Source organism: Paracoccus endophyticus (assembly GCF_003286075.1).
In the GTDB taxonomy this organism is placed as follows: Bacteria; Pseudomonadota; Alphaproteobacteria; order Rhodobacterales; family Rhodobacteraceae; genus Paracoccus; species Paracoccus endophyticus.
In genome coordinates this window covers 175,120-193,242 of the sequence record NZ_QLUV01000001.1, presented here as the reverse complement: position 1 = coordinate 193,242, position 18,123 = coordinate 175,120, and the positions used below count along the sequence as shown (strand labels likewise).

At 72.2% G+C, this 18,123-nt stretch carries 15 protein-coding genes and 1 tRNA gene; 4 read left to right on the top strand and 12 right to left on the bottom strand.

Annotated elements, in window-relative coordinates:
- Window positions 1-4: 4 nt before the first annotated feature.
- Complete coding sequence (locus DPQ23_RS00955; RefSeq protein ID WP_240602394.1) at window positions 5-1,666, bottom strand: KpsE/RkpR family capsule polysaccharide export protein; 1,662 nt, start codon at window positions 1,664-1,666, stop codon at window positions 5-7.
- Window positions 1,667-1,751: 85 nt separating this feature from the next.
- On the opposite strand from DPQ23_RS00955, the gene DPQ23_RS00950 reads away from it, so the two are divergent.
- Entirely contained in the window at window positions 1,752-2,582 is an 831-nt protein-coding gene (locus tag DPQ23_RS00950) for an ABC transporter permease (protein WP_240602286.1), read from the top strand.
- Here DPQ23_RS00950 and yihA read toward each other — a convergent pair.
- The 5 genes from yihA to DPQ23_RS00925 form a co-directional block, all read right to left on the bottom strand.
- On the bottom strand, window positions 2,579-3,238 hold the full coding sequence (gene yihA / locus DPQ23_RS00945; protein WP_170310750.1) for a ribosome biogenesis GTP-binding protein YihA/YsxC: 660 nt from the start codon (window positions 3,236-3,238) through the stop codon (window positions 2,579-2,581). The genes DPQ23_RS00950 and yihA overlap by 4 nt on opposite strands.
- A gap of 7 nt (window positions 3,239-3,245) precedes the next feature.
- Complete coding sequence (locus DPQ23_RS00940) at window positions 3,246-4,004, bottom strand: MOSC domain-containing protein (protein WP_112872803.1); 759 nt, start codon at window positions 4,002-4,004, stop codon at window positions 3,246-3,248.
- A complete protein-coding gene (yidC, locus tag DPQ23_RS00935) occupies window positions 4,001-5,890 on the bottom strand; it encodes a membrane protein insertase YidC (protein ID WP_112872802.1) in 1,890 nt (629 codons plus the stop codon). The genes DPQ23_RS00940 and yidC overlap by 4 nt, the downstream gene beginning before the upstream one ends.
- A 315-nt stretch (window positions 5,891-6,205) precedes the next feature.
- Window positions 6,206-7,192 carry a 1-phosphofructokinase family hexose kinase gene (locus DPQ23_RS00930; RefSeq protein WP_112872801.1) on the bottom strand — a complete coding sequence of 329 codons (987 nt, stop codon included), beginning with the start codon at window positions 7,190-7,192 and terminating at the stop codon, window positions 6,206-6,208.
- Window positions 7,189-7,596 carry a metallopeptidase family protein gene (locus DPQ23_RS00925; RefSeq protein WP_112872800.1) on the bottom strand — a complete coding sequence of 136 codons (408 nt, stop codon included), beginning with the start codon at window positions 7,594-7,596 and terminating at the stop codon, window positions 7,189-7,191. The genes DPQ23_RS00930 and DPQ23_RS00925 overlap by 4 nt, the downstream gene beginning before the upstream one ends.
- An 80-nt stretch (window positions 7,597-7,676) precedes the next feature.
- Between DPQ23_RS00925 and gltX the strand changes: the two genes are divergently transcribed.
- The gene (gltX, locus tag DPQ23_RS00920; protein ID WP_112872799.1) at window positions 7,677-8,999 is read left to right on the top strand and encodes a glutamate--tRNA ligase; all 1,323 of its coding nucleotides are present in this window, start codon (window positions 7,677-7,679) and stop codon (window positions 8,997-8,999) included.
- Here the strand turns inward: gltX and DPQ23_RS00915 are convergent.
- The gene (locus DPQ23_RS00915) at window positions 8,978-10,102 is read right to left on the bottom strand and encodes an HPP family protein (protein WP_112872798.1); all 1,125 of its coding nucleotides are present in this window, start codon (window positions 10,100-10,102) and stop codon (window positions 8,978-8,980) included. The two genes, gltX and DPQ23_RS00915, sit on opposite strands and share 22 nt — an antisense overlap.
- A 150-nt stretch (window positions 10,103-10,252) precedes the next feature.
- Between DPQ23_RS00915 and DPQ23_RS00910 the strand changes: the two genes are divergently transcribed.
- Window positions 10,253-10,329 (top strand) — tRNA-Met (locus DPQ23_RS00910).
- A 263-nt stretch (window positions 10,330-10,592) separates the two neighbouring features.
- Here DPQ23_RS00910 and DPQ23_RS00905 read toward each other — a convergent pair.
- From DPQ23_RS00905 to DPQ23_RS00885, 5 genes are all read right to left on the bottom strand, one after another.
- The gene (locus tag DPQ23_RS00905; protein ID WP_112872797.1) at window positions 10,593-12,401 is read right to left on the bottom strand and encodes an AMP-binding protein; all 1,809 of its coding nucleotides are present in this window, start codon (window positions 12,399-12,401) and stop codon (window positions 10,593-10,595) included.
- Window positions 12,398-13,246 (bottom strand): thioesterase domain-containing protein, encoded by an 849-nt coding sequence (locus DPQ23_RS00900; protein WP_112872796.1) that lies wholly within the window; start codon window positions 13,244-13,246, stop codon window positions 12,398-12,400. The genes DPQ23_RS00905 and DPQ23_RS00900 overlap by 4 nt, the downstream gene beginning before the upstream one ends.
- Window positions 13,243-14,436 carry a GNAT family N-acetyltransferase gene (locus DPQ23_RS00895; protein WP_162630591.1) on the bottom strand — a complete coding sequence of 398 codons (1,194 nt, stop codon included), beginning with the start codon at window positions 14,434-14,436 and terminating at the stop codon, window positions 13,243-13,245. Before DPQ23_RS00895 ends, DPQ23_RS00900 begins: the two co-directional genes overlap by 4 nt.
- Before the next feature lie 394 nt (window positions 14,437-14,830).
- Window positions 14,831-16,333, bottom strand: coding sequence for a Coenzyme F420 hydrogenase/dehydrogenase, beta subunit C-terminal domain (locus tag DPQ23_RS00890; RefSeq protein ID WP_112872794.1), 1,503 nt, complete (start codon window positions 16,331-16,333; stop codon window positions 14,831-14,833).
- On the bottom strand, window positions 16,330-17,385 hold the full coding sequence (locus DPQ23_RS00885) for a polysaccharide pyruvyl transferase family protein (protein WP_162630590.1): 1,056 nt from the start codon (window positions 17,383-17,385) through the stop codon (window positions 16,330-16,332). Before DPQ23_RS00885 ends, DPQ23_RS00890 begins: the two co-directional genes overlap by 4 nt.
- Window positions 17,386-17,568: 183 nt before the next feature.
- Here DPQ23_RS00885 and DPQ23_RS00880 point away from each other — a divergent pair, with 183 nt between their 5' ends.
- Window positions 17,569-18,069: a YciE/YciF ferroxidase family protein gene (locus tag DPQ23_RS00880; protein ID WP_112872792.1), complete on the top strand. Its 501-nt coding sequence runs from the start codon at window positions 17,569-17,571 to the stop codon at window positions 18,067-18,069.
- Window positions 18,070-18,123: the final 54 nt, after the last annotated feature.

The window sequence follows — 18,123 nt, the reverse complement described above, 5'->3', positions numbered from 1 at the left end:
GCGCCTAGCGTCGGTCGCGCACGCTGTAATAGACCAGCGTCCCGATGGACCACAGGGCCATGGCCAGCGCCGCGCCCATCGCCAGCAGCCACCAGCGCGCCGGCTCGAGCGAGCGTTCGGCCGCGGACGGCGCGATATGGGCGGCAAGATACCGCGACTGGCGCTGGGCCGCCTGCAACGCGCCCTCATAGGCGATTCGGGCGGTCTGGTGCGCGGCTTCGGCGAACTCCTGGTCAACCAGCAGCTTTTCGTATTCGGCGACCAGCAGGGCATAATTCGCGCCTTCGGGCGTGTCGCCGCCGAACTTGGCGCGCTCGTCCTCGATCTGCGCCTCCAGCGCGGCGACCCGCTTTTCGCCCTGGATCACGCGCTGGTCCTGCGGGCGGGCGTTCTGGCGCAGCTGGTCCAGCACCACCTGCGCCTCGGCCAGCTGGCTTTGCAGCGAGGTCATCACGGTCATCTGCGCGCCCAGGTCGGCGGTCGGATCGACGATGCGGGACCGTACGCGGAACGCGGTCATCGCCTGCCGCGCCTCGGTCAGCACGCGGCGGGCCTTGTCCAGCTCGGCCTCGGCCAGCCGGGTCGCGTCGGCACGCGCCTTTTCGGACAGGCTGTTCACCACCTGCTCGCTTTCGGAAAAGATTTCCTGCGCGATGGCCAGCGCCTCCTGCGGGGCGAAGGCGCTGGCCTTGACGGTGATGATGCCCGACGAATCGTCGTAATAGATGCGGACCTGCCGGTGCCAGAACCGGGTCAGATCCTCGATGGTCCCGGACGGGTCGAAGGCGAAGACGAAATCCCGGGGCCAGGGGCGCGAGAACATCTCGCGCAGGCCCAGCGTCTGGTCCACCCTGCTGACCAGGTCGGGCGAGCGGATGAAGTCGTAGAGGATGTCGGTGTCCGACGCCGTGCCGCTGCCGCCGGCAAGGCTGCTCAGACCGCCCAGGATGTCGAGCGAGGGGGCCTGGTCCTCCTTGCGGACCGAGAATCCGACGGTCGAGGCATACTGGTCAGTGGCGCGGGTCCACAGGTACCAGCCCCACAGGGCGGTCGGGATCATCACTACCAGCAGGAAGGCGGCCAGAACGCCCCAATGGCGCCGCCGGGCCGTGGCGACCGGCACCGGCGGGCGCACGGGCGTGAACACATGCCCCGGCGGCAGCGCGGGCGGCGGCGGGCTGGCCGGGCGCGCCACCGGGCCGCCCGGCCTTGCCCGCACCGCAGGCGCGCCGGCACCGGCGCCGGCCTGCACGGGCCGGGGTCCGGGGGCCGCGGCCGGGACGCCTGCGGCCGCGGCGCGTCCGGCGGCGGCTGTCCTGGCACCCGCGCCCGCGGCCTTTGGCACCGCCTGCGGCCCCGGCGCGGGCTGCGCGCCCGGCGCCTGCGCCGCGGCGCGCGCGGCCGCGGCGGCCGTCGTGGCGTCGGCCGGGGTCAGGCGGCCCTGCGGCGGGGTGGGGGCCGGGGCGACGGCAGGGGCCGCACCCTGAGCGGAAGGCACCGCGCTGGCGCGGGGCGCGTTGGCGGGATGGCCGGGCGGGGGCGTTCCGCTTGCGCCCCCCACCGGCCGCGGCGGCGCGGCGGTGAACGGAGAGGCGGCGGCCGGCTGCGCCGGTCCCGTCTGTCCCGCGCTCTGGCGGGGGGCTGCCGGGTCGGGCCTGTCGCTCACATCATCGCTTTCGCTGGTTTTTCCTGATCGCCGTTGATACAGAGCCGCAGGCGCCAAGGCCAGCCTCAGCGATCAAATGTCCGACATGACGTCACCCGATCTTTCCGCCCCGCCGCAGCGCCGCGGACAGCCCGCCCGCAGGCCGCGCTTTCGCATGCTGCGGACCATCGTGGCGCTGATGCTGCGCGAGATTTCCACGACCTACGGGCGGTCCGTCGGCGGATATGCCTGGGCGCTGCTGGACCCGATCCTGGGCATCGCCCTGCTGACGGTGGTGTTCCAGGGCGCACTGGGCGCGAGAAATCCGATGATCGGAACCAACTTTCCGCTGTTCTACGCGACCGGCTACATTCCGTTCGCGATGTACAACGACATTGCCGGCAAGATGGCCCATGCGCTGCGCTATTCCCGGCCGCTGCTGGCCTATCCCGCCGTCACCTTCGTGGATGCGCTGGTCGCCCGCTGGCTGCTGAACGTCGTCACGCACCTGATCGTCTTCGTCATCGTCGTCGGCGGCATCGCCCTGTTCTATCGCCTGCCGCTGGTGATGGACGTCGGCACGGTGATGCAGGCGCTGGCGCTGATCGGGCTGCTGGCGGCGGGCCTGGGCACGATGAACTGCTTTCTCATCATGCGCTTTCCCGTGTGGGAGCGCGCCTGGTCGATCCTGACCCGGCCGCTGTTTCTGATGTCGGCGGTGTTCTATACGTTCGAATCGATGCCGAACGTGGCCCAGAGCATCCTGTGGTGGAACCCGCTGGTCCATCTGATCGGCCTGTTGCGGCGCGGGGTCTATGGCGTCTATCCGGCCGACTATGTCAGCGTGCTGTATGTCGTCTCGCTGTCGGTGGGGCTGTTCCTGTTCGGCCTGCTGCTGCTGTGGCGGCGCTATCGCGACCTGCTGGAACAGGCCTAGACGTCGCCCAGGCCCGCGATGATCGCGCGCAGCGTGGCGATGCCGCGGCCCTTTTCCGACGAGGTCACGACAAGTTCGGGAAAGGCGGCGGGGTGGCGCTGCAACTCGGCCTCGACCTGCGCCAGCGTCTCGTCCAGCGCGGCCGCGCCGATCTTGTCGGCCTTGGTGACGACCACCTGGAACGGCACCGCCGAACGGTCGAGCAGGGTCAGGATCTCGTGGTCCACCGGCTTGACGCCGTGGCGCGCGTCGATCAGCGCGAAGGCCCGGCGCAGCGTGGGGCGCCCCGCCAGATAGCGCTTCAGCAGCGCCTGCCACCGGGCCACCACCGCGACCGGCGCCTGCGCATAGCCATAGCCGGGCAGGTCCACCAGATAGCTGTGGTCGGCCAGGGCGAAATAGTTGATTTCCTGTGTCCGGCCGGGCGTGTTCGAGGCCCGCGCGATGCCCTTGCGCCCGGTCAGCGCGTTGATCAGGCTGGACTTGCCGACGTTCGACCGCCCGGCAAAGCACACCTCGGGGCGGTCGGCGGGGGGCAGGGCCTCCATGCTGACCACGCCCTTGACGAAATCCACGGGACCCGCGAACAGCAGCCGGCCACGCTCGGCGGCATCATCGCCCGGCTCGGGGGCGGGGGGAAAGGCAACCTTCACGATAGTACCCTCACAGCACCGTCACCTCGTCGCCGGGGCGGATGGTGCCACCCGTTTCAACCTGCGCATAGATGCCGAAGTTGCGGTGCAGGAACAGCCGGTGCAGCTCGGTCGGCATGTCGCCGTCCAGCCGCCCGGTCGCCGTGTCCACGCTGGTCGCGGCGCAGCGTTCGATGCGGTCGGTCAGCTTCAGGACGACCGGACCGATCCGCAGCTTGTGCAGCCGCATGTCGTGTTCGGCAAAGGCCTCCCAGCCCTCGATCCACAGGTTCCCGCGCCAGCGGTCGGTGCCCAGCGCCCGGCCAAGGCGGCGTTCCAGATCGGCCAGCGAGGACAGCGACAGCACCGAAAGCCACGGCTGCCGGACGTCCGACAGGGCCTGCGGCCCCTCGACCAGGCGCAGGGGCGGGGCCTTGCCGCTGTCGGCCCACAGGGGCGCCAGCCAGTCCAGCAGGGGCGCATCGTCGCCGCCCTGGGGATCGAACCGCAAGGGCGGCCGGTCGGGATGGGTCAGCACCAGCGCGTCGCCGTCCCAGCCGCCGCGCACGGCCTGCAGCGAGGCCGCCGCCGCGCCGCGCAGGAACGCCGACTTCGGCAGCCATGTCCGCAGGGCCGGGCCGTCCAGGTGGTGCGCCGCGTCGGCGTGCAGCACCGCGAAACGGCGATCGCCGGGCAGGGTCTGCCCGGCGGTCAGGGTCACGCTGTCCAGCGTCTCGCCGCCCACCGACTTGACCGGATGGCGGCGGATGCGGGCCAGCCGCGCGGTCACTTCCGGGCGCCGCGCTTGGGGATGCTGGACCGGATGTTGCCGAACAGGTCGGGCGGGTGGCCGTGCATCTTCATGATCGTGTACTGCTGCACGATGGTGATGACGTTGTTGGTGATCCAGTACAGCACCAGCCCCGAGGCGAAGCCGCCCAGCATGAACATGAAGATCCACGGCATCCACCCGAAGATCATCTTCTGCGCCGGATCGGCGGGGGCGGGGTTCAGCTTCTGCTGCACCCACATCGAAATCCCCAGCACGATCGCCAGCACCGGCAGCGAGAAGCTGTGCAGGAACGTGCCCTGCGCCGGCGCCGCAAAGGGCAGCAGCCCGAACAGGTTGATCAGCGACGACGGATCGGGCGCCGACAGGTCGCGGATCCAGCCGATCCAGGGCGCGTGGCGCAGTTCCAGCGTGACGAAGATCACCTTGTAGAGCGCAAAGAAGATCGGGATCTGCAGCAGCATCGGCAGGCAGCCGGCCGCCGGATTGACCTTTTCGCGCTTGTAGAGCGCCATCACCTCCTGCTGGTACTTGGCGCGGTCATCGCCGGTCCGCTCCTTGATCGCCTCCATCTGGGGCTGCATCTCGCGCATGCGGGCCATCGAGACATAGGATTTGCGCGCCAGCGGAAAGACCAGCAGCTTCAGCACGAAGGTCAGCGCGATGATCGACCAGCCCATGTTGCCGATCACGCCATGCAGCCAGTGCAGCACGCGGAAGATCGGCTTGGTCAGGAAATAGAACCAGCCCCAGTCGATGGAATCGACAAAGCGGTCGATGCCGTAATCGCGCTGATAGCGGTTGATCTGTTCCCATTCCTTGGCGCCGGCGAACAGGTAGCTGGCCGACGACAGCACCGTGCCGGGGGCCACGGTCTGCATCGGCAACCGCGTCTCGGCCTGAAAGATGTCCGCACCCGGCGCGTATTTGATGACCGAGGTGAAGGCCTGCCCCGGCGCGGGGGCCAGGGTGGTCATCCAGTACTTGTCGGTGAACCCGACCCATCCGTTCTGCGCGACCTCGGTGACCAGGGCCGGCCCCTCGGCGCCCGCCGGGTCGAAGGCCGCGATGTCCTTGTACTTCGCCTCGACCAGCTCGCCGTCCTTCATGCCGACCGCGCCCTCGTGCAGCACGAAGAAGTTCTGCGTGTCGGGCTGGCCGTGGCGGGCAAGGATGCCGTAGGGCGCGGCCTGGAACGGGGTGGCGGCGGTGTTTTCCAGGCTTTGCGTGACGGTGAACAGGAAATGGTCGTCCAGCTCGAACGTGCGGCGGAAGATCTGGCCCGCGCCGTTGTCCCAGGCCAGCGTGACCGGCTGTCCGGGCGACAGGGTCGTGCCGCTTTCCACCGACCACAGCGTCGCGGGCGTGGGGACCAGCGCGGGATCGACGCCCGGGCCGGGCATCCAGCCATAGACGGCGTAATACGGCTTGTGCACCACCAGCGCGGCGTCCCCGCCGGGCGCGACGGGGCTGCCCTCGGCCGTGACGCGGGGCGCGGCGGTGGGCGACAGCAGCCGCACGAAGGGGGAGCCGGGGTCCAGCGTCTCGCGGTAGCCGCTGAGCAGCAGGTCGTCCACGCGACCGCCGGCCAGCGAGATCGATCCCTCCAGCGCGGGCGACTTGATCGCGACGCGGGGGGCGGCCAGGACCGGATCGTCGGCCGCGCCGGTCACCGCGGAGGGCGCGCCGGTGGCCAGGGGGGGCGCGGCAGTGCCCGCCGGCACCGCGGCGGTTCCGGCCGGGGTCGCCGTTCCGGGGACCGTCTGCGTCGCAGCCTCGGGCGCGGGGGCCGGCGGCGGCTCGGGCGCGAAGAAGGCATACCACCCGATCATCACCAGCGCCGACAGCACCATGGCGAGGATCAGGTTGCGATTGTTGTCGTCCATACCCGGACCCCTGTTCGATGTCGGGCCGCTTTGACCGGACCCCCCTGCAAAGGTCAAGCGAATTTGGGGTCGGGGGCGTCCCGAGGGTCCCCCTGCGGGCGGCAGCGGCGGCCGGGCGCGCAGGGCAGGTCGGGGTACGATGCAGGGCACCGTCGGGGCAGGCGGCGCAGGGTCGGGCGGGCGGATGACGCCGCACGGGCGGGGTCGGGGCGGGTTCCGCGGCCCCTGCGCGCAGCAGCGGCGGCCAGGGGCGCGGGGCGGGCGGGCCGGCGGGCGGATGACGCCGCACGGGCGGAAAGGACGCCTCGCCGGGGATCAGACCGGCGTGACCTCGCGTTCGGCAAACAGCCGCTCGACGTCGGCAGGGTGGCACAGGTCGCTTGCAGGCGTCATCACCGTGGCCGAGGCCGCGGCCGCGCCCAGGCCCAGCGCATCCGCGACGGACCAGTGGCGTGCCAGTCCCAGCACATAGCCCGCAACGAAGCTGTCGCCCGCGCCGACCTTGCTGACCACCGGCACCCTGTGGGCGGCGACATGCCAGCGCCCCTCGGGCGTGGCGATGATGTTGCCGTCGGACCCCCGCGCCACGATGACGGTCCGCGCCGCGCCCGAGGCGGCCAGGCGCGCCGCGAAATCGGCGGTGTCGGCGCGGGTCGGCAACGGCGCGCCGGCCAGAAACGCGGCCTCGGCGTCGTCCATGCGCAACAGCTCGACCGGCGCGTCGCGCGCCGCCGCCACCGCCGCCAGGGCCGCGCCCGACGTATCGACGACCAGCCGGCTGCCGGTCCCGGCCAGCCGCGCCGCGGCCATTGCCGCGAAGGCGGGCGGCACGCCGGGCGGGTTCGATCCCGACAGCACGACCAGCCCGCCCGTGGGCGCGGACGTTCCCAGCGCATCCAGCGCCGCGCGCACGTCCAGCGGCCCCCACTGCGGCCCGGGCAGCACGAAGCGGAACTGCTGGCCGGTGCCGCGGTCGGTCACGGACAGGGAAAACCGCGTGTCGCCCGGCGCCTCCAGGCGCAGGACGGCCAGCCCCGCCTCGGCCAGCTGGGTGGCCAGGCGCACGCCGGTGCCGCCGCCCAGGGCGACCAGCGCGGTCGATCGCCCGCCCATCCGGTCGATGGCCCGGCTGACGTTGATGCCCCCGCCACCCGGATCGACCTGCGGCGCGTCGCAGCGCAGCTTGATCTCGGGCACGACCGAATCGGTTGCCGTGGCGATGTCCAGCGCCGGATTCAGCGTGACGGTCAGGATCGGCGCCTGCGCCGGGCCGGGCTGGGCCGTGCCGGAATGGGCCGTCATTCCCACCACCGGTCGATGCGCGCGATGTCGTCGTCGGACCAGCCGAAGTGATGGGCCAGTTCGTGCACGACGACGTGCCCCACCAGCGCGCCCAGCGTGACGTCGCCGCGGTCGGCCCATTCGTCCAGGATCGCGCGGCGGAACAGCCAGACCGTGTCGGGGAAAGGCTGCGGCTCGCTGATCGACTTCTCGGTCAGGGGAATGCCGTCGTAGAGGCCGGTCAGTTCCAGCGGGTCGTCGATCTGCAATTCGTCCAGCACGTCGTCGCCGGGCAGGTCCTCGACGCGCAAGATCACGTCCTGGGCATGGCCTGCGAACTCGGCCGGCAGCCCGGCGAAGACCTCGCGCGCCATCGCCTCGATCGCGGCGCAGTCGGGTGCCTGTCGTTCGGTCCAGTCGGTCATGGCCGCCCCCTCCTGTGGCTGGGGCCGATATGGACAAAAACCGCTGCCTATGAAAGAGCGGGCCGATCAAGGAGCCGCCGATGACCACGACCCGTTTCGCGCCCTCGCCCACGGGGCATATCCACGTCGGCAACCTGCGGACCGCCCTGATGAACTGGCTGATCGCGCACAAGGCGGGCGGCACGTTCATCCTGCGGCTGGACGACACTGACCGCGAACGGTCCAAGCAGGAATACGCCGACGGCATCCAGCGCGACCTGGAGTGGCTGGGCCTGACCTGGGACCGGATCGAGCGGCAGTCCGACCGGCTGGACCGCTATGCCGAGGCCGCCGACAGCCTGCGCGCGGCCGGGCGGCTCTACGAGGTCTTCGAGACGCCGACCGAGCTGGACCTCAAGCGCAAGAAGCAGCTGAACATGGGGCGCCCCCCGGTCTATGACCGCGCCGGGCTGACCCTGTCGGACGAGGACCGCGCCCGCCTGCGGGCCGAGGGGCGCGAGGGCTACTGGCGCTTTCGTTTGGACCAGGAACGCATCGAGTGGCCCGACGGCATCATCGGCGACGTGTCGATCGACGCGGCCAGCGTCAGCGACCCGGTGCTGATCCGGCACGACGGGCAGGTGCTGTATACCTTTGCCTCGTCGGTCGATGACGTGGACATGGGCGTGACCGACATCGTGCGGGGCGCCGACCACGTGACCAACACCGCGACCCAGATCCAGATCATCAAGGCGCTGGGCGGCACGCCGCCGCGCTTTGCCCACCATTCGCTGCTGACCGGCCCGGGGGGCGAGGAGCTGTCCAAGCGCCTGGGCACCCTGTCCCTGCGCGACCTGCGCGAACAGGGCGTCGCCCCCGAGGCGCTGCTGTCGCTGATGGCGCGGCTGGGGTCGAACCAGCCCGTCGCGCTGCGGATGAGCCTGGACGAGCTGGCCCAAGGCTTCGACCTGTCGCAGTTCGGCGCCTCGCCCACCAAGTTCGACGCCGAGGACCTGTGGCCCCTGACGCGCGAGCGCAACCAGTCCCTGCCGTTCGACGCGGTGGCCGACCGCATCAAGGCGCTGGGCGTGCCCGCGGGTCTTGCAGAACCCTTCTGGCAGGTCGCGCGCCACAACATCACCCGCCTTGACGACCTCGATGCGTGGTGGGCGCTGATGCGCGACGGCGCGGACCCGGCCATCGCCCCCGAGGACGCCGCCTTCGTGGCGCAGGCCATCGCCATGCTGCCGCCGCGCCCGTGGACGGACGCGACCTGGGGCGAATGGACCCATGCGGTCAAGGCCGCCACCGGGCGCAAGGGCAAGGCGCTGTTCATGCCGCTGCGCAAGGCGCTGACCGGCATGGACCACGGCCCCGAGATGGCGCAGCTGATGCCGCTGCTTCAGGTGGTGCGCGGCGCCTGAGGGCGCGCGCGCGGCTGGACGCGGGGACTGGAATCAGGTGGGGGCGCGCGGCCTGCGCGGGCCTCGGCCTCGGCCATCAGCAGCGCGATCACGTCGGACCGGGTGATGACGCCCGCGATGCGCTCGCCCTCCATCACCGCCACGATCTGGGCGCCCTGCACGGCCAGGCGGTCCAGCAGCGCGCCGACCGGCAGGGCGGTGGGCACGCGCGGCGTGCCGGTGCGCATCATGTCCGCGGCGGTCAGCCGGTGGCGGCGCTGGGGCGCGGCCAGCAGCGCCGCGATCACGTCGCTCTGCTGGATCACCCCCAGAAGGCGCCCGGCCGGATCGGCGACCGGCAGGCTCTTGATCGCGTTCTCGCCGAACAGTTCGGAAATCTCGTGGACATTGGCCTGGGGCCCGACCGCGATCAGCGGCCGCGTCATCACGTCGCCGCAGGTCGTGCCCTCGAACCGGTGGTGGGCGGCCTCGGCCTCGGCCGCGGCCAGCAGCCGGCCCAGGTCGGCCGCCCCCAGGTTCGGCCCCTGGCGAAAGCGGACCAGCAGGTCGTCCAGCTCGCGCCGGGTCAGGCCCAGCCGCGCCACGGCGCCCGTCGCCATCTCGGGCTGGCGCAGCGGATAGACGCGGCCGGTCAGCCGGTTCCAGATCACGCCCCCCAGGACCAGCAGCGTCGTGCCCAGCATCAGCGGCGCGACCATCGCCAGCGGCCGGGCCGGTTCAAAGGCCAGCACCGTCAGCAGCGCGACCGCGCCCCCCGGCGGGTGCAGGGCGCGCAGCGCGATCATCGCGCCGATGGCCAGCCCGACCGCCGCGGCCGCGGCCCAGGGCGCGGGCAGGACCATCGCCACGGGAACGGCCGCCATCGCCGCGGCCAGGCTTCCCATCAGGGCCGACCAGGGCTGCGCCAGGGGGCTGTTGGGCACCGCAAAGACCAGCACCGCCGTCGCCCCCAGGGGCGCGACCAGCGCCCGGTCCAGCCCCAGCGCATGCGCCAGCAGCCCGGCCAGCGCCAGTCCCGCCGCCGCGCCGACCGAGGCGCGCAGCAGTTCGCGCCAGGCGGGCGCGGGCATCGCGGGCGCCAGCCCCCGCAGCATGGTCCGCATCACGTCGCCCCCCTTGCCTTGCCGCTGATTGCCCGCAAACGGCAGGACGTGAAAGGGGGCCGGGGGCCGCGCAGGGCGGCTGCGTCGGAATCGGCTTGACGCGTTGCGCGGGCGGCCTTAAATCCCCCGCACCCGAGGACGCGGTTCTGGGGCGGAGTAGCTCAGCTGGTTAGAGCAGCGGAATCATAATCCGCGTGTCGGGGGTTCAAATCCCTCCTCCGCTACCACCCTTCCGAAACCGGCACGGTCTTCGGATGCGGGTTCGCGCATCGCCCGGCGGGATGTCCGGTATTCGACACCTGCGTGGGTCGCCTGGCCTGCACCGCCGCGCCGTTGACGCCACCGGCGCGGTCCTGGCCGAGGACGTGCTGGCCACCAGCGCCGGGGGGACGGGCCATCGCCCCCGGATGTCCCGGCCGCGTGAGCGCGCACCGGGGCGCACACGCGGCGCGCCCCGCCGCATCCGACCTTGCGCCGGTTCACCGCGCCCTTATTGGCCCCCGCGCATCCGTGCCAGGATGTCCTCTGCGTCGCCCAGCGTGACAAAGTCCATCACGTCGTCGGCCGAGAACCTGACGTCGAAGGTGGCCTCGATGTCGGTGATCAGCGTCAGGTGGGCCAGCGAATCCCAGCCCGGCGTGTTGAAGGGCGAGGAGTCCGGCGACAGCGTCCCGGCGTTCAGCCGCAGGCTGCGGGCGGCCACGTCATAGACGCTGGCGGGGACGCCGGCGGGCGGGGCGGATGGCGCGGCCGGGGCGCGGGTCAGCTCGGACCGGATCACCTTGCCCGACGCGGTGCGCGGAAGCCGGTCGAGGACGGCGATCTCGACGGGAACCCGTTCCGGCGACAGATGCTCGCGGCAGAAGGCCCAGACCTGCTCGACCGTGACCTCGGCGCCCGGCGCGGGCGCGACGGCGGCGACCAGCCGCTCGCCCCGCTCGGGGTCGGCCTGGCCGAAGGCATAGGCCTCGGCCAGCCCCGGCATGGTGGACAGAACCGCCGTGACGCCCTCGGGGTGGATCGTCACCCCGGCCGACACGATCACCGTCTTGCGGCGTCCGACGAACTCGTAAAGCCCGTCCGGTCGGGCGCGGACAAGATCGCCCGTGTGGAACGCGCCGTCCCGCAGCACCTCGGCGGTCAGGTCGGGCGCGCCGAAATAGCCGCGCATGACCGTGGGGCCGGCCAGGACCAGCTCGCCCGTCGCGCCGGGGGCGACGGGGGTTCCGTCCTCGTCAACGACACGGGCCGTCACGCCGACGGGGCGGCCGATGGTGCCGACGATCCGGGTGTCGTCGCCCGGTCCTGCGAACAGCGCGTCGCAGACCACCTCGCTCAGGCCATAGGCGTTCGCAACCGGCACCCCGAACGCCGCCTCGAAACGGGTCCAGAGCCCGGCGTCGAGATAATCCGCGCTGCACAGCACAAAGCGGAACGCCGGAAAGCGGAAGGCGTCCAGCCGGTCACGCCCCACGCGCTCGATGATGCGCAGGATCGCGGGGACGGCGATCAGGTGGGTCACCCCGTCCGCCGCCAGCCGGTCGAGCAGCGGCGGCACGATCTGGACCGAGAAGGGGAACGGCCGCACCAGCGTGCCGCCGAACCACAGCGCCGAGATCGGCCCCCGCGTCAGGCCGTCGGTGTGGTGCAGGGGCAGAAGGTTGAACAGCCGGATGCCCGCGTCAAAGCCGTAGGCGTCCGCAAAGATGTCGAGCTGCGCCAGAAGGTTGTCGTAGGTGATCTCGACCGCCTTGGCCGACGAGGTGGTGCCCGAGGTGAAGATCAGCATGGCCGTGTCCGCCGCACCGGCCGACGGGGCAGGCCGTGCGCCCGCGTCCGCGTCATCCGCGCCCCTGTCGCCTGCGCCCGCATCCTCCCAGGCGTCCACGCGAATGACCCGCAGGTCGGGCTGCGTTCCGGCCCGGTCCGGTTCGGCCAGCGCCTCGATGTCGGTCAGGACGGCGGCGGGCCGGCACACCGCCAGCAGGCTGTCCGCCTCGCCCCGGCTGGCCTGCGGGTCGCCCACGACAAAGGCGATCCCGGCCCGCAGCGCCGCCACCACCAGCAGGATCAGCCGCCGGTCGTCGCCGCAGAACAGCGCGACCCGGTCCCCCGGCCGCAGCCCCGCGGCCCGGAACCGCGCCAGCAGGCGGTCGGTCGCCTGCCCGACCTGGGCATAGTCGAGGACCCCGTCGTGCAGGACGGCCAAGGGCTGGCCGCCCAGGGTGGACAGATGCGCCTCGATCTGCCGGCGCAGCCGGTCGTGGCCGCCGGTCTGGATGGGATGAAGCGTGGTCATGGGCTGGTCCTCTCGTCACTGTCCTGCGTGCCCGCGGCCAGGCCGCTGCGCACCGCCGTCGCCACCTGCGACACGGCATCGGGGTCGGTCATCATGCTCAGGTGCTTGCCGCTGACGTCCACGACGTCGCAGTGCGGCAACAGCTGGCACCAGCCGAGGTCCGGGGGAAAGCCACGATGGCGCCGTTCCAGCACCCCGCGGATCACGACGGTGCGGCCCGGATGCCCGGTTCCCGTCCACGGCTGGGGCTGATACGCGATCATGGCCGGGTAAAGGCCGCGGATGATGTCGCGGCACCCGGCGGGATGCTCGCGCAGATACATCGGCACGTCGCCGTAGACGTGCAGCACGTCCGGGTCGGGCGCGCCGCCCAGCAGGACCCGCCAGTTGCGCCGCACAAAGCCCAGCACGCGCCGCGTCTCGGCCAGGGGCGCGCTCCACGGCCTGAAGCCGGGGACCTTGCGCAGGATCTCGGAATCGAACAGCCACAGCGTCCCGACCGGCACGCCCAGCGTGGCAAGGTGGCGCGCGGCCTCGAAGGCGACGTAGCCCGCGAAGGAAAATCCGCCAAGGTGCAGCGGCCCCGGCAGGCCGGCGCGCGCGATGTCCTCGGCAAGCCGCCGCCCCAGCTGGGGCACGGTCAGCTGGCCGAGGTCGGCGGACAGGGCGGCGTCCAGCCGCGTGCCCACGCAGCCCACCCGGTCGGCGATCTGCTGCACCAGCGACCGGGCATAGAACACGCTGCCGCCCAGGTCGTGCATGAAGACCAGCGTGCCGGCGGGCGCGGGTCCCGTCAGCCGCACCAGCGTGGGCGGCAGTCGCGTCGGCGTGGGACGGGCGTTCATGCGGCGACCCCCCGGCGGGCCAGCTTGTCGGGGAAGGGCAGCTTCCTGATCTCGGCCTCGCGCTCCTCGGCGGCGGCGTTGCTGCGGCGGGCGCAGGCCCGGGCCGCGACGGGCGCAAAATCCTCGTCGCGGAACCACAGGGCGTGGCGCGTGGCCTCGATGCCGATCCCGCGCAGGATCTTGTGGTGCCCGCTGCTGCCGAAGTCGATCGCCTCGATGCCGTGGGAAAGCGCGTGTTCCATCTCGCGGTAATACATCTCGAACAGCAATCCCTGCTGCGGGGCGGCCACCCCCCAGTACTGGGCATGAACGCAGCGCGCGCCCGCGATGCTCATCAGGACGGCCTCCCAATGCTCGCCCCTTTGGGCCACGGACAGGCTGACGGCGTCCGGCATCTCGCGGAACGTCGCCTCGAAATAGGCGGGGTTGAGCGCCGGCGTGGTCCCGTAGCGGTCATAGGTCGCCTTGTAGCAGGCGAACATCCGCGGCGCGAGGTCGGCCGTGATCGCGTCGCCGTTCAGCCGCTCGAACTGCAAGCCCAGGGCCGCGGCCTGCTGCCGCTCCTTTCGGACGCGCACGCGGCCGTTCTGGGTCATCGAGGCGACGAACGCCTCGAAGGTCGCCTTGCCGCGACGGTGCCAGACGAACACGTTGCCCTCGGCGGGGATGAAGTCCGCCGCCAGGGCCGCGCCCTGGTCCGGGCCGGTCATGTAGGCGATCTGGACCGAGGCTGCGCCGGTGCGCATCGCCGTCTCGCGCAGCGCGGCCAGCAGCGCGGCCCGGACCCGGTGCTCGTCCGCGCCCGGGCGGACCAGAAGGCGGGGGCCGGGGTTCGGAATCATCGGCACCTCGACCTGAAGCTTGGGATAGTACGGCCCGGCCGCGCGCCCGTGCGCCAGGGGCAGGCCCAGGTCCACGCCCATCTCACCCAGCGAACTGGTCTTGAGATAGGCGGGCACGGCCCCGACGACCGCGCCGTCCGCGTCGCGCAGCAGCAGGTGGTGCGGATGGAACCCGGCCGCGGGCACGGCCAGCCCGCAGTCTTCAAGGATACGCAGGTGGCGATGTTGCAGTAGCGGATGGTCGGTGGTGCCGCAGGCATCCCAGTCCGGGGCCGCGATGCCCGACATGGTCCCGTGACAGGCGACCGCGAAGCCATCAACCTCGAAGGCGTCAATCACCATGGTCATTCCCCGTATAAACCCATTCGACAGGCCCCCGTGCTGCCGCCGGCCGCGTGGCACGTGGATGCGGCAGGGGGTCCGAACAGGGATTTCGGCCATCGGCGGCCTGGGCGCCATATAGAGACCGGCGCAGGCCTATCAAACCTGAGCGAGCACACCGCGTGCCCGGCTGTGTCATTCCGGCCGGCCTGCACGGTTGTCCGTGCCGCGCGACCGGCGAAGGGGACCTGTGGCACGCGCCCCGGGGCCGGGCGGACGGGCGGACGGGCGGACGGGCAGGGCCGGGGCGGGTCGCCCATGGGGCCGGGGACGGCGTCCGCTTGCGGCGCCCGCACCCGGACGCCGCCCGGGGTCCCGACATGCCGGCCGCACAGCGGGAGGCGGCCGCGCGCCCGGCGATTCAGTCCGGGTCCGGCCGCAGACCCAGCCGCCGCTCGATGCGGTCGAACAGGGGGGCCAGCGGGCCGCGGCGATAGGTCAACGCCTCGTAGACGGCATAGGCGCGCCGCGCCCAGCCGACATAAAGGCCCGGCCGCCCCGTCACGGCGGCCAGCCGCGCCATGCGGTGCGACCAGGCGCTGATCGCGGCCCGGCTGCGATAGACCGCGCGACGGCGCGCCGACAGGCCCGCGCGGGACGGCGCCACCCGCTTGACGGGCCGCAGCCCGCGGCGCGACCAGGTCAGGCGATAGGCCAGCCCCTCGCGCCGCTGGCGGAACCCGGCGGCCTGGGTCGCCACGATGAACGCGGCGTCCACGGGCGCAAGGTCCAGCCGGCCGTCCGCAAGCCCCGCCTCGACCAGCGCCTGGATGCGGGGCGCGCGCACGACCATCACGTTGGTGCCGCGTCCGTCCGAGGAATAGGGCTCGACCCAGGCGTCGCCAAAGCTGGCATCGGCGGTTTCCGCCACCACGTCGTCGCAGAAGTTGCAGGCGCTGTTCTGGAAATACCCGGCGCCCCAGTCGCCGTCGGCCAGGTTCCACCAGTCGCGCATCACCGTGCTGCCGTCGTCCAGCGTCAGCTCGGCGGTATAGACATTGGCGGGCCGCGCCGGGTCCTTGCGGCGGTATTCGACGGCGCGCACCCGCGCGGGATCGACGCCCATCTGCCAGGCGAAACTGGTGGCGAAGCGGGCGCTTTTCATGTGGCCGCAGAACAGCCCCAGCGTGACGGTCAGGCGTTCGGCCAGCACCGGGTCCTGCGCGCGCGCCAGATGCACGGCCTTGATGAAGCAGGGGATGCCCACGACGGCGTAGCGGCCCGGCACCGCCCGCACCTCGTCCAGAACCTGCGCCAGATGCACGGGATGATACCGCGACCGCGCCCCGTCCAGCAGCGCCTCGGGCGTGCGGGCGATGCGATAGCCGAAGAACGGCTCGCCGGGCGCGCCCGGATGGACGTGCAGCACGCCGTCGATGTCGCCCCGCGCCATCAGCTCGGCCGCGACCCAGCTGGTCAGCCCGCCCGAGCTGCCCCGGTCGCGGAACGGCGGCTCGGCCACCGCGCCGACATGGCAGGCGATGTGCCGCCCGATGCGGTCGTCGTGCCGGGGCGCGTCGGGAAACCGGACGGCGGCGATCGCGTCCTCGTTCGCGGCGGCGGGCGAGAACGGGCAGCGGGCCGAGAAGGCGGGGTCGGGCCTGCGGTCCCACCCGGCGGGGCCGTGCGGCCTGATCTGCCCCAGCGCGTCCCAGCCCATGCCCACGCCGCGCGCGCCCTGTCCCACCGCGCAGGACCCGCAGCCGATGCACAGCCCGGCGCGCCTGATCTGGCGCGGGCTGACCGGAGGGGGGCTGGCGGGGGCAGGGCCGACGGGGGCGGGGCAGGCCTGGCCCCCACGGGCGCAAACCGTGCCGGTGTCGGCCGGGGCAGCGCGCGGCGGGCGGGCAGGGGGCGGCGTCATGCGGCCAGCACCCCGTCCAGCCACGCCGCCGACTGCGCCCGCAGGCTGGCCAGCCGCCCTGTCACCGCCGGCGACAGCGGCGCGCCCAGCAGCGCGTCCACCTGCGCGGGATCGCTTTCGGCGAATGTCAGGTGCCGTTCCGCCCCCAGCAGCGCGGTCAGGTCGCGGACCTTGTTCCAGCGGTAATCCGACGGCGCGCAGACCAGCGGCTTGCCGTTCACCAGCGCAAAGCAGCAGCCGTGGAAATAGGTCGTGGCCACCGCCTCGGCCCCGGCGACCAGGGCCGCGAACTCGACCGGGCCGGCGTCCAGCCGGTTCTCGTCCGCCCAGTCGGCGCGATAGCCCACGCTGAGCGTGCGCAACCCCCGCCGTCGCGCCGCCGCCTGCACGCGCGCGGCGAACCAGTCCGGCAGATGGTGGCCATAGACCAGCACATAGCCGCCCGCATCAGGGGCCGGCGCGACCCTGGGGGGCGACAGCAGCACCGGGTCCAGCACCAGCGCGGGGTCCAGCCCCGCCGCCGCGCGGACCAGCCGCAGGCTGTTGTCGTCGCGCACCGAAATGCGGTCCAGCCCGCGCAGCAGCCCTGCCCAGTGCCCGTCGATGCCCCAGTCGGCATCGTGGCTGCCAAAGCTTGCGGCATAGCTGGCGACCCGCGCGGCGTTCAGCCCCGCGCCCCAGAACAGCGGCTTTCCGCCGTACCAGGGGTGGCGCAGGTTGAAGACCTCGTCGCTGCCGATCAGGGCCAGATCGACCGGGGGCATCCGGCCGGGATCGTCCAGCGGAAAGGGCGCCGACAGCGGCAGGGCGGCCTGCGCGTCCAGGAACCGGCGCAGCTTGGCCCCGTACAGGCGCAGGTCGGCGCGGCCGCTGCGGTCGGGGGCGTGCGGATTGAACGCATAGCGCCACTCGCGCGAGGTGACGGCGCAGGACTGGTGATCCAGCAGCACGGCGTCATGGCCGCGGGCGGCCACCGCCTCGACCAGGCAGCGGGCCTGCCAGTAGCTGCCATAGTTGATGCAGCGGTGGAATGTCAGGACGCCGACGCGCATGATGAATCCTCGTCCGTCGCGGGGCGTGTGCCGCGACTTGAACCAGTCCCCGGCCCCCGCGTCCAGCCGATTGCGGCAGGTCCACTTTTGTTAACCGCCGGAAACCATCGGGCAGCGGCCTCGTTGAGGGGGGCGACCGGGCGGCCCCCCGTATCCGCCCGACATGGCCCAGAGGAGTGAATCATGGCGCTGTTCCAGAATATTTCCACGCTTGAAGATCTGTACGTCCACACCCTGCAGGACATCTATTACGCCGAGAACCAGATCGCCAAGGCGCTGCCGCAGATGGCGTCGATGGCGACCGAGCCGATGCTGAAGCAGGGGTTCGAGCAGCATCTGCAGGAGACCCTTGGCCAGATTCAACGGCTTGAGCAGGTGTTCGGAATGCTGGGTCTTGCGCCCAAGGGCGCCGAGTGCCCGGCCATCGACGGCATCGTCAAGGAATCGAACGAGATCGCGGGCGACATCGCCGACAAGTCGGTGCTGGACGCGGCGCTGGCCGCCTCGGCCCAGGCGGTCGAGCATTACGAGATCACCCGCTATGGCACCCTGATCGCCTGGTCCAAGGAACTGGGGCGCACCGACGCGGCCGCCCTTCTGCAGCAGACGCTGGACGAAGAGCACGCCACCGACGCCAAGCTGACCCAGGTGGCCGAGGCGCGGCTGAACCGCAAGGCAAGCTGACCCGTCGGCGCGACGCCGCCCACCGCGACCCTGCAAAGCCCGGCCGTCGCGCCG

Bases quoted from the DNA above. Each gene is read 5' to 3' on its own strand.
- DPQ23_RS00930 (WP_112872801.1), bottom strand. From the start codon at position 7,192: ATGACGGCCCATTCCGGCACGGCCCAGCCCGGCCCGGCGCAGGCGCCG.
- DPQ23_RS00880 (WP_112872792.1), top strand. From the start codon at position 17,569: ATGGCGCTGTTCCAGAATATTTCCACGCTTGAAGATCTGTACGTCCAC.
- DPQ23_RS00885 (WP_162630590.1), bottom strand. From the start codon at position 17,385: ATGCGCGTCGGCGTCCTGACATTCCACCGCTGCATCAACTATGGCAGC.
- gltX (WP_112872799.1), top strand. From the start codon at position 7,677: ATGACCACGACCCGTTTCGCGCCCTCGCCCACGGGGCATATCCACGTC.
- DPQ23_RS00895 (WP_162630591.1), bottom strand. From the start codon at position 14,436: ATGACCATGGTGATTGACGCCTTCGAGGTTGATGGCTTCGCGGTCGCC.
- yidC (WP_112872802.1), bottom strand. From the start codon at position 5,890: ATGGACGACAACAATCGCAACCTGATCCTCGCCATGGTGCTGTCGGCG.
- DPQ23_RS00950 (WP_240602286.1), top strand. From the start codon at position 1,752: ATGACGTCACCCGATCTTTCCGCCCCGCCGCAGCGCCGCGGACAGCCC.
- DPQ23_RS00905 (WP_112872797.1), bottom strand. From the start codon at position 12,401: ATGACCACGCTTCATCCCATCCAGACCGGCGGCCACGACCGGCTGCGC.
- DPQ23_RS00925 (WP_112872800.1), bottom strand. From the start codon at position 7,596: ATGACCGACTGGACCGAACGACAGGCACCCGACTGCGCCGCGATCGAG.
- DPQ23_RS00900 (WP_112872796.1), bottom strand. From the start codon at position 13,246: ATGAACGCCCGTCCCACGCCGACGCGACTGCCGCCCACGCTGGTGCGG.
- DPQ23_RS00890 (WP_112872794.1), bottom strand. From the start codon at position 16,333: ATGACGCCGCCCCCTGCCCGCCCGCCGCGCGCTGCCCCGGCCGACACC.
- DPQ23_RS00915 (WP_112872798.1), bottom strand. From the start codon at position 10,102: ATGCGGACCATGCTGCGGGGGCTGGCGCCCGCGATGCCCGCGCCCGCC.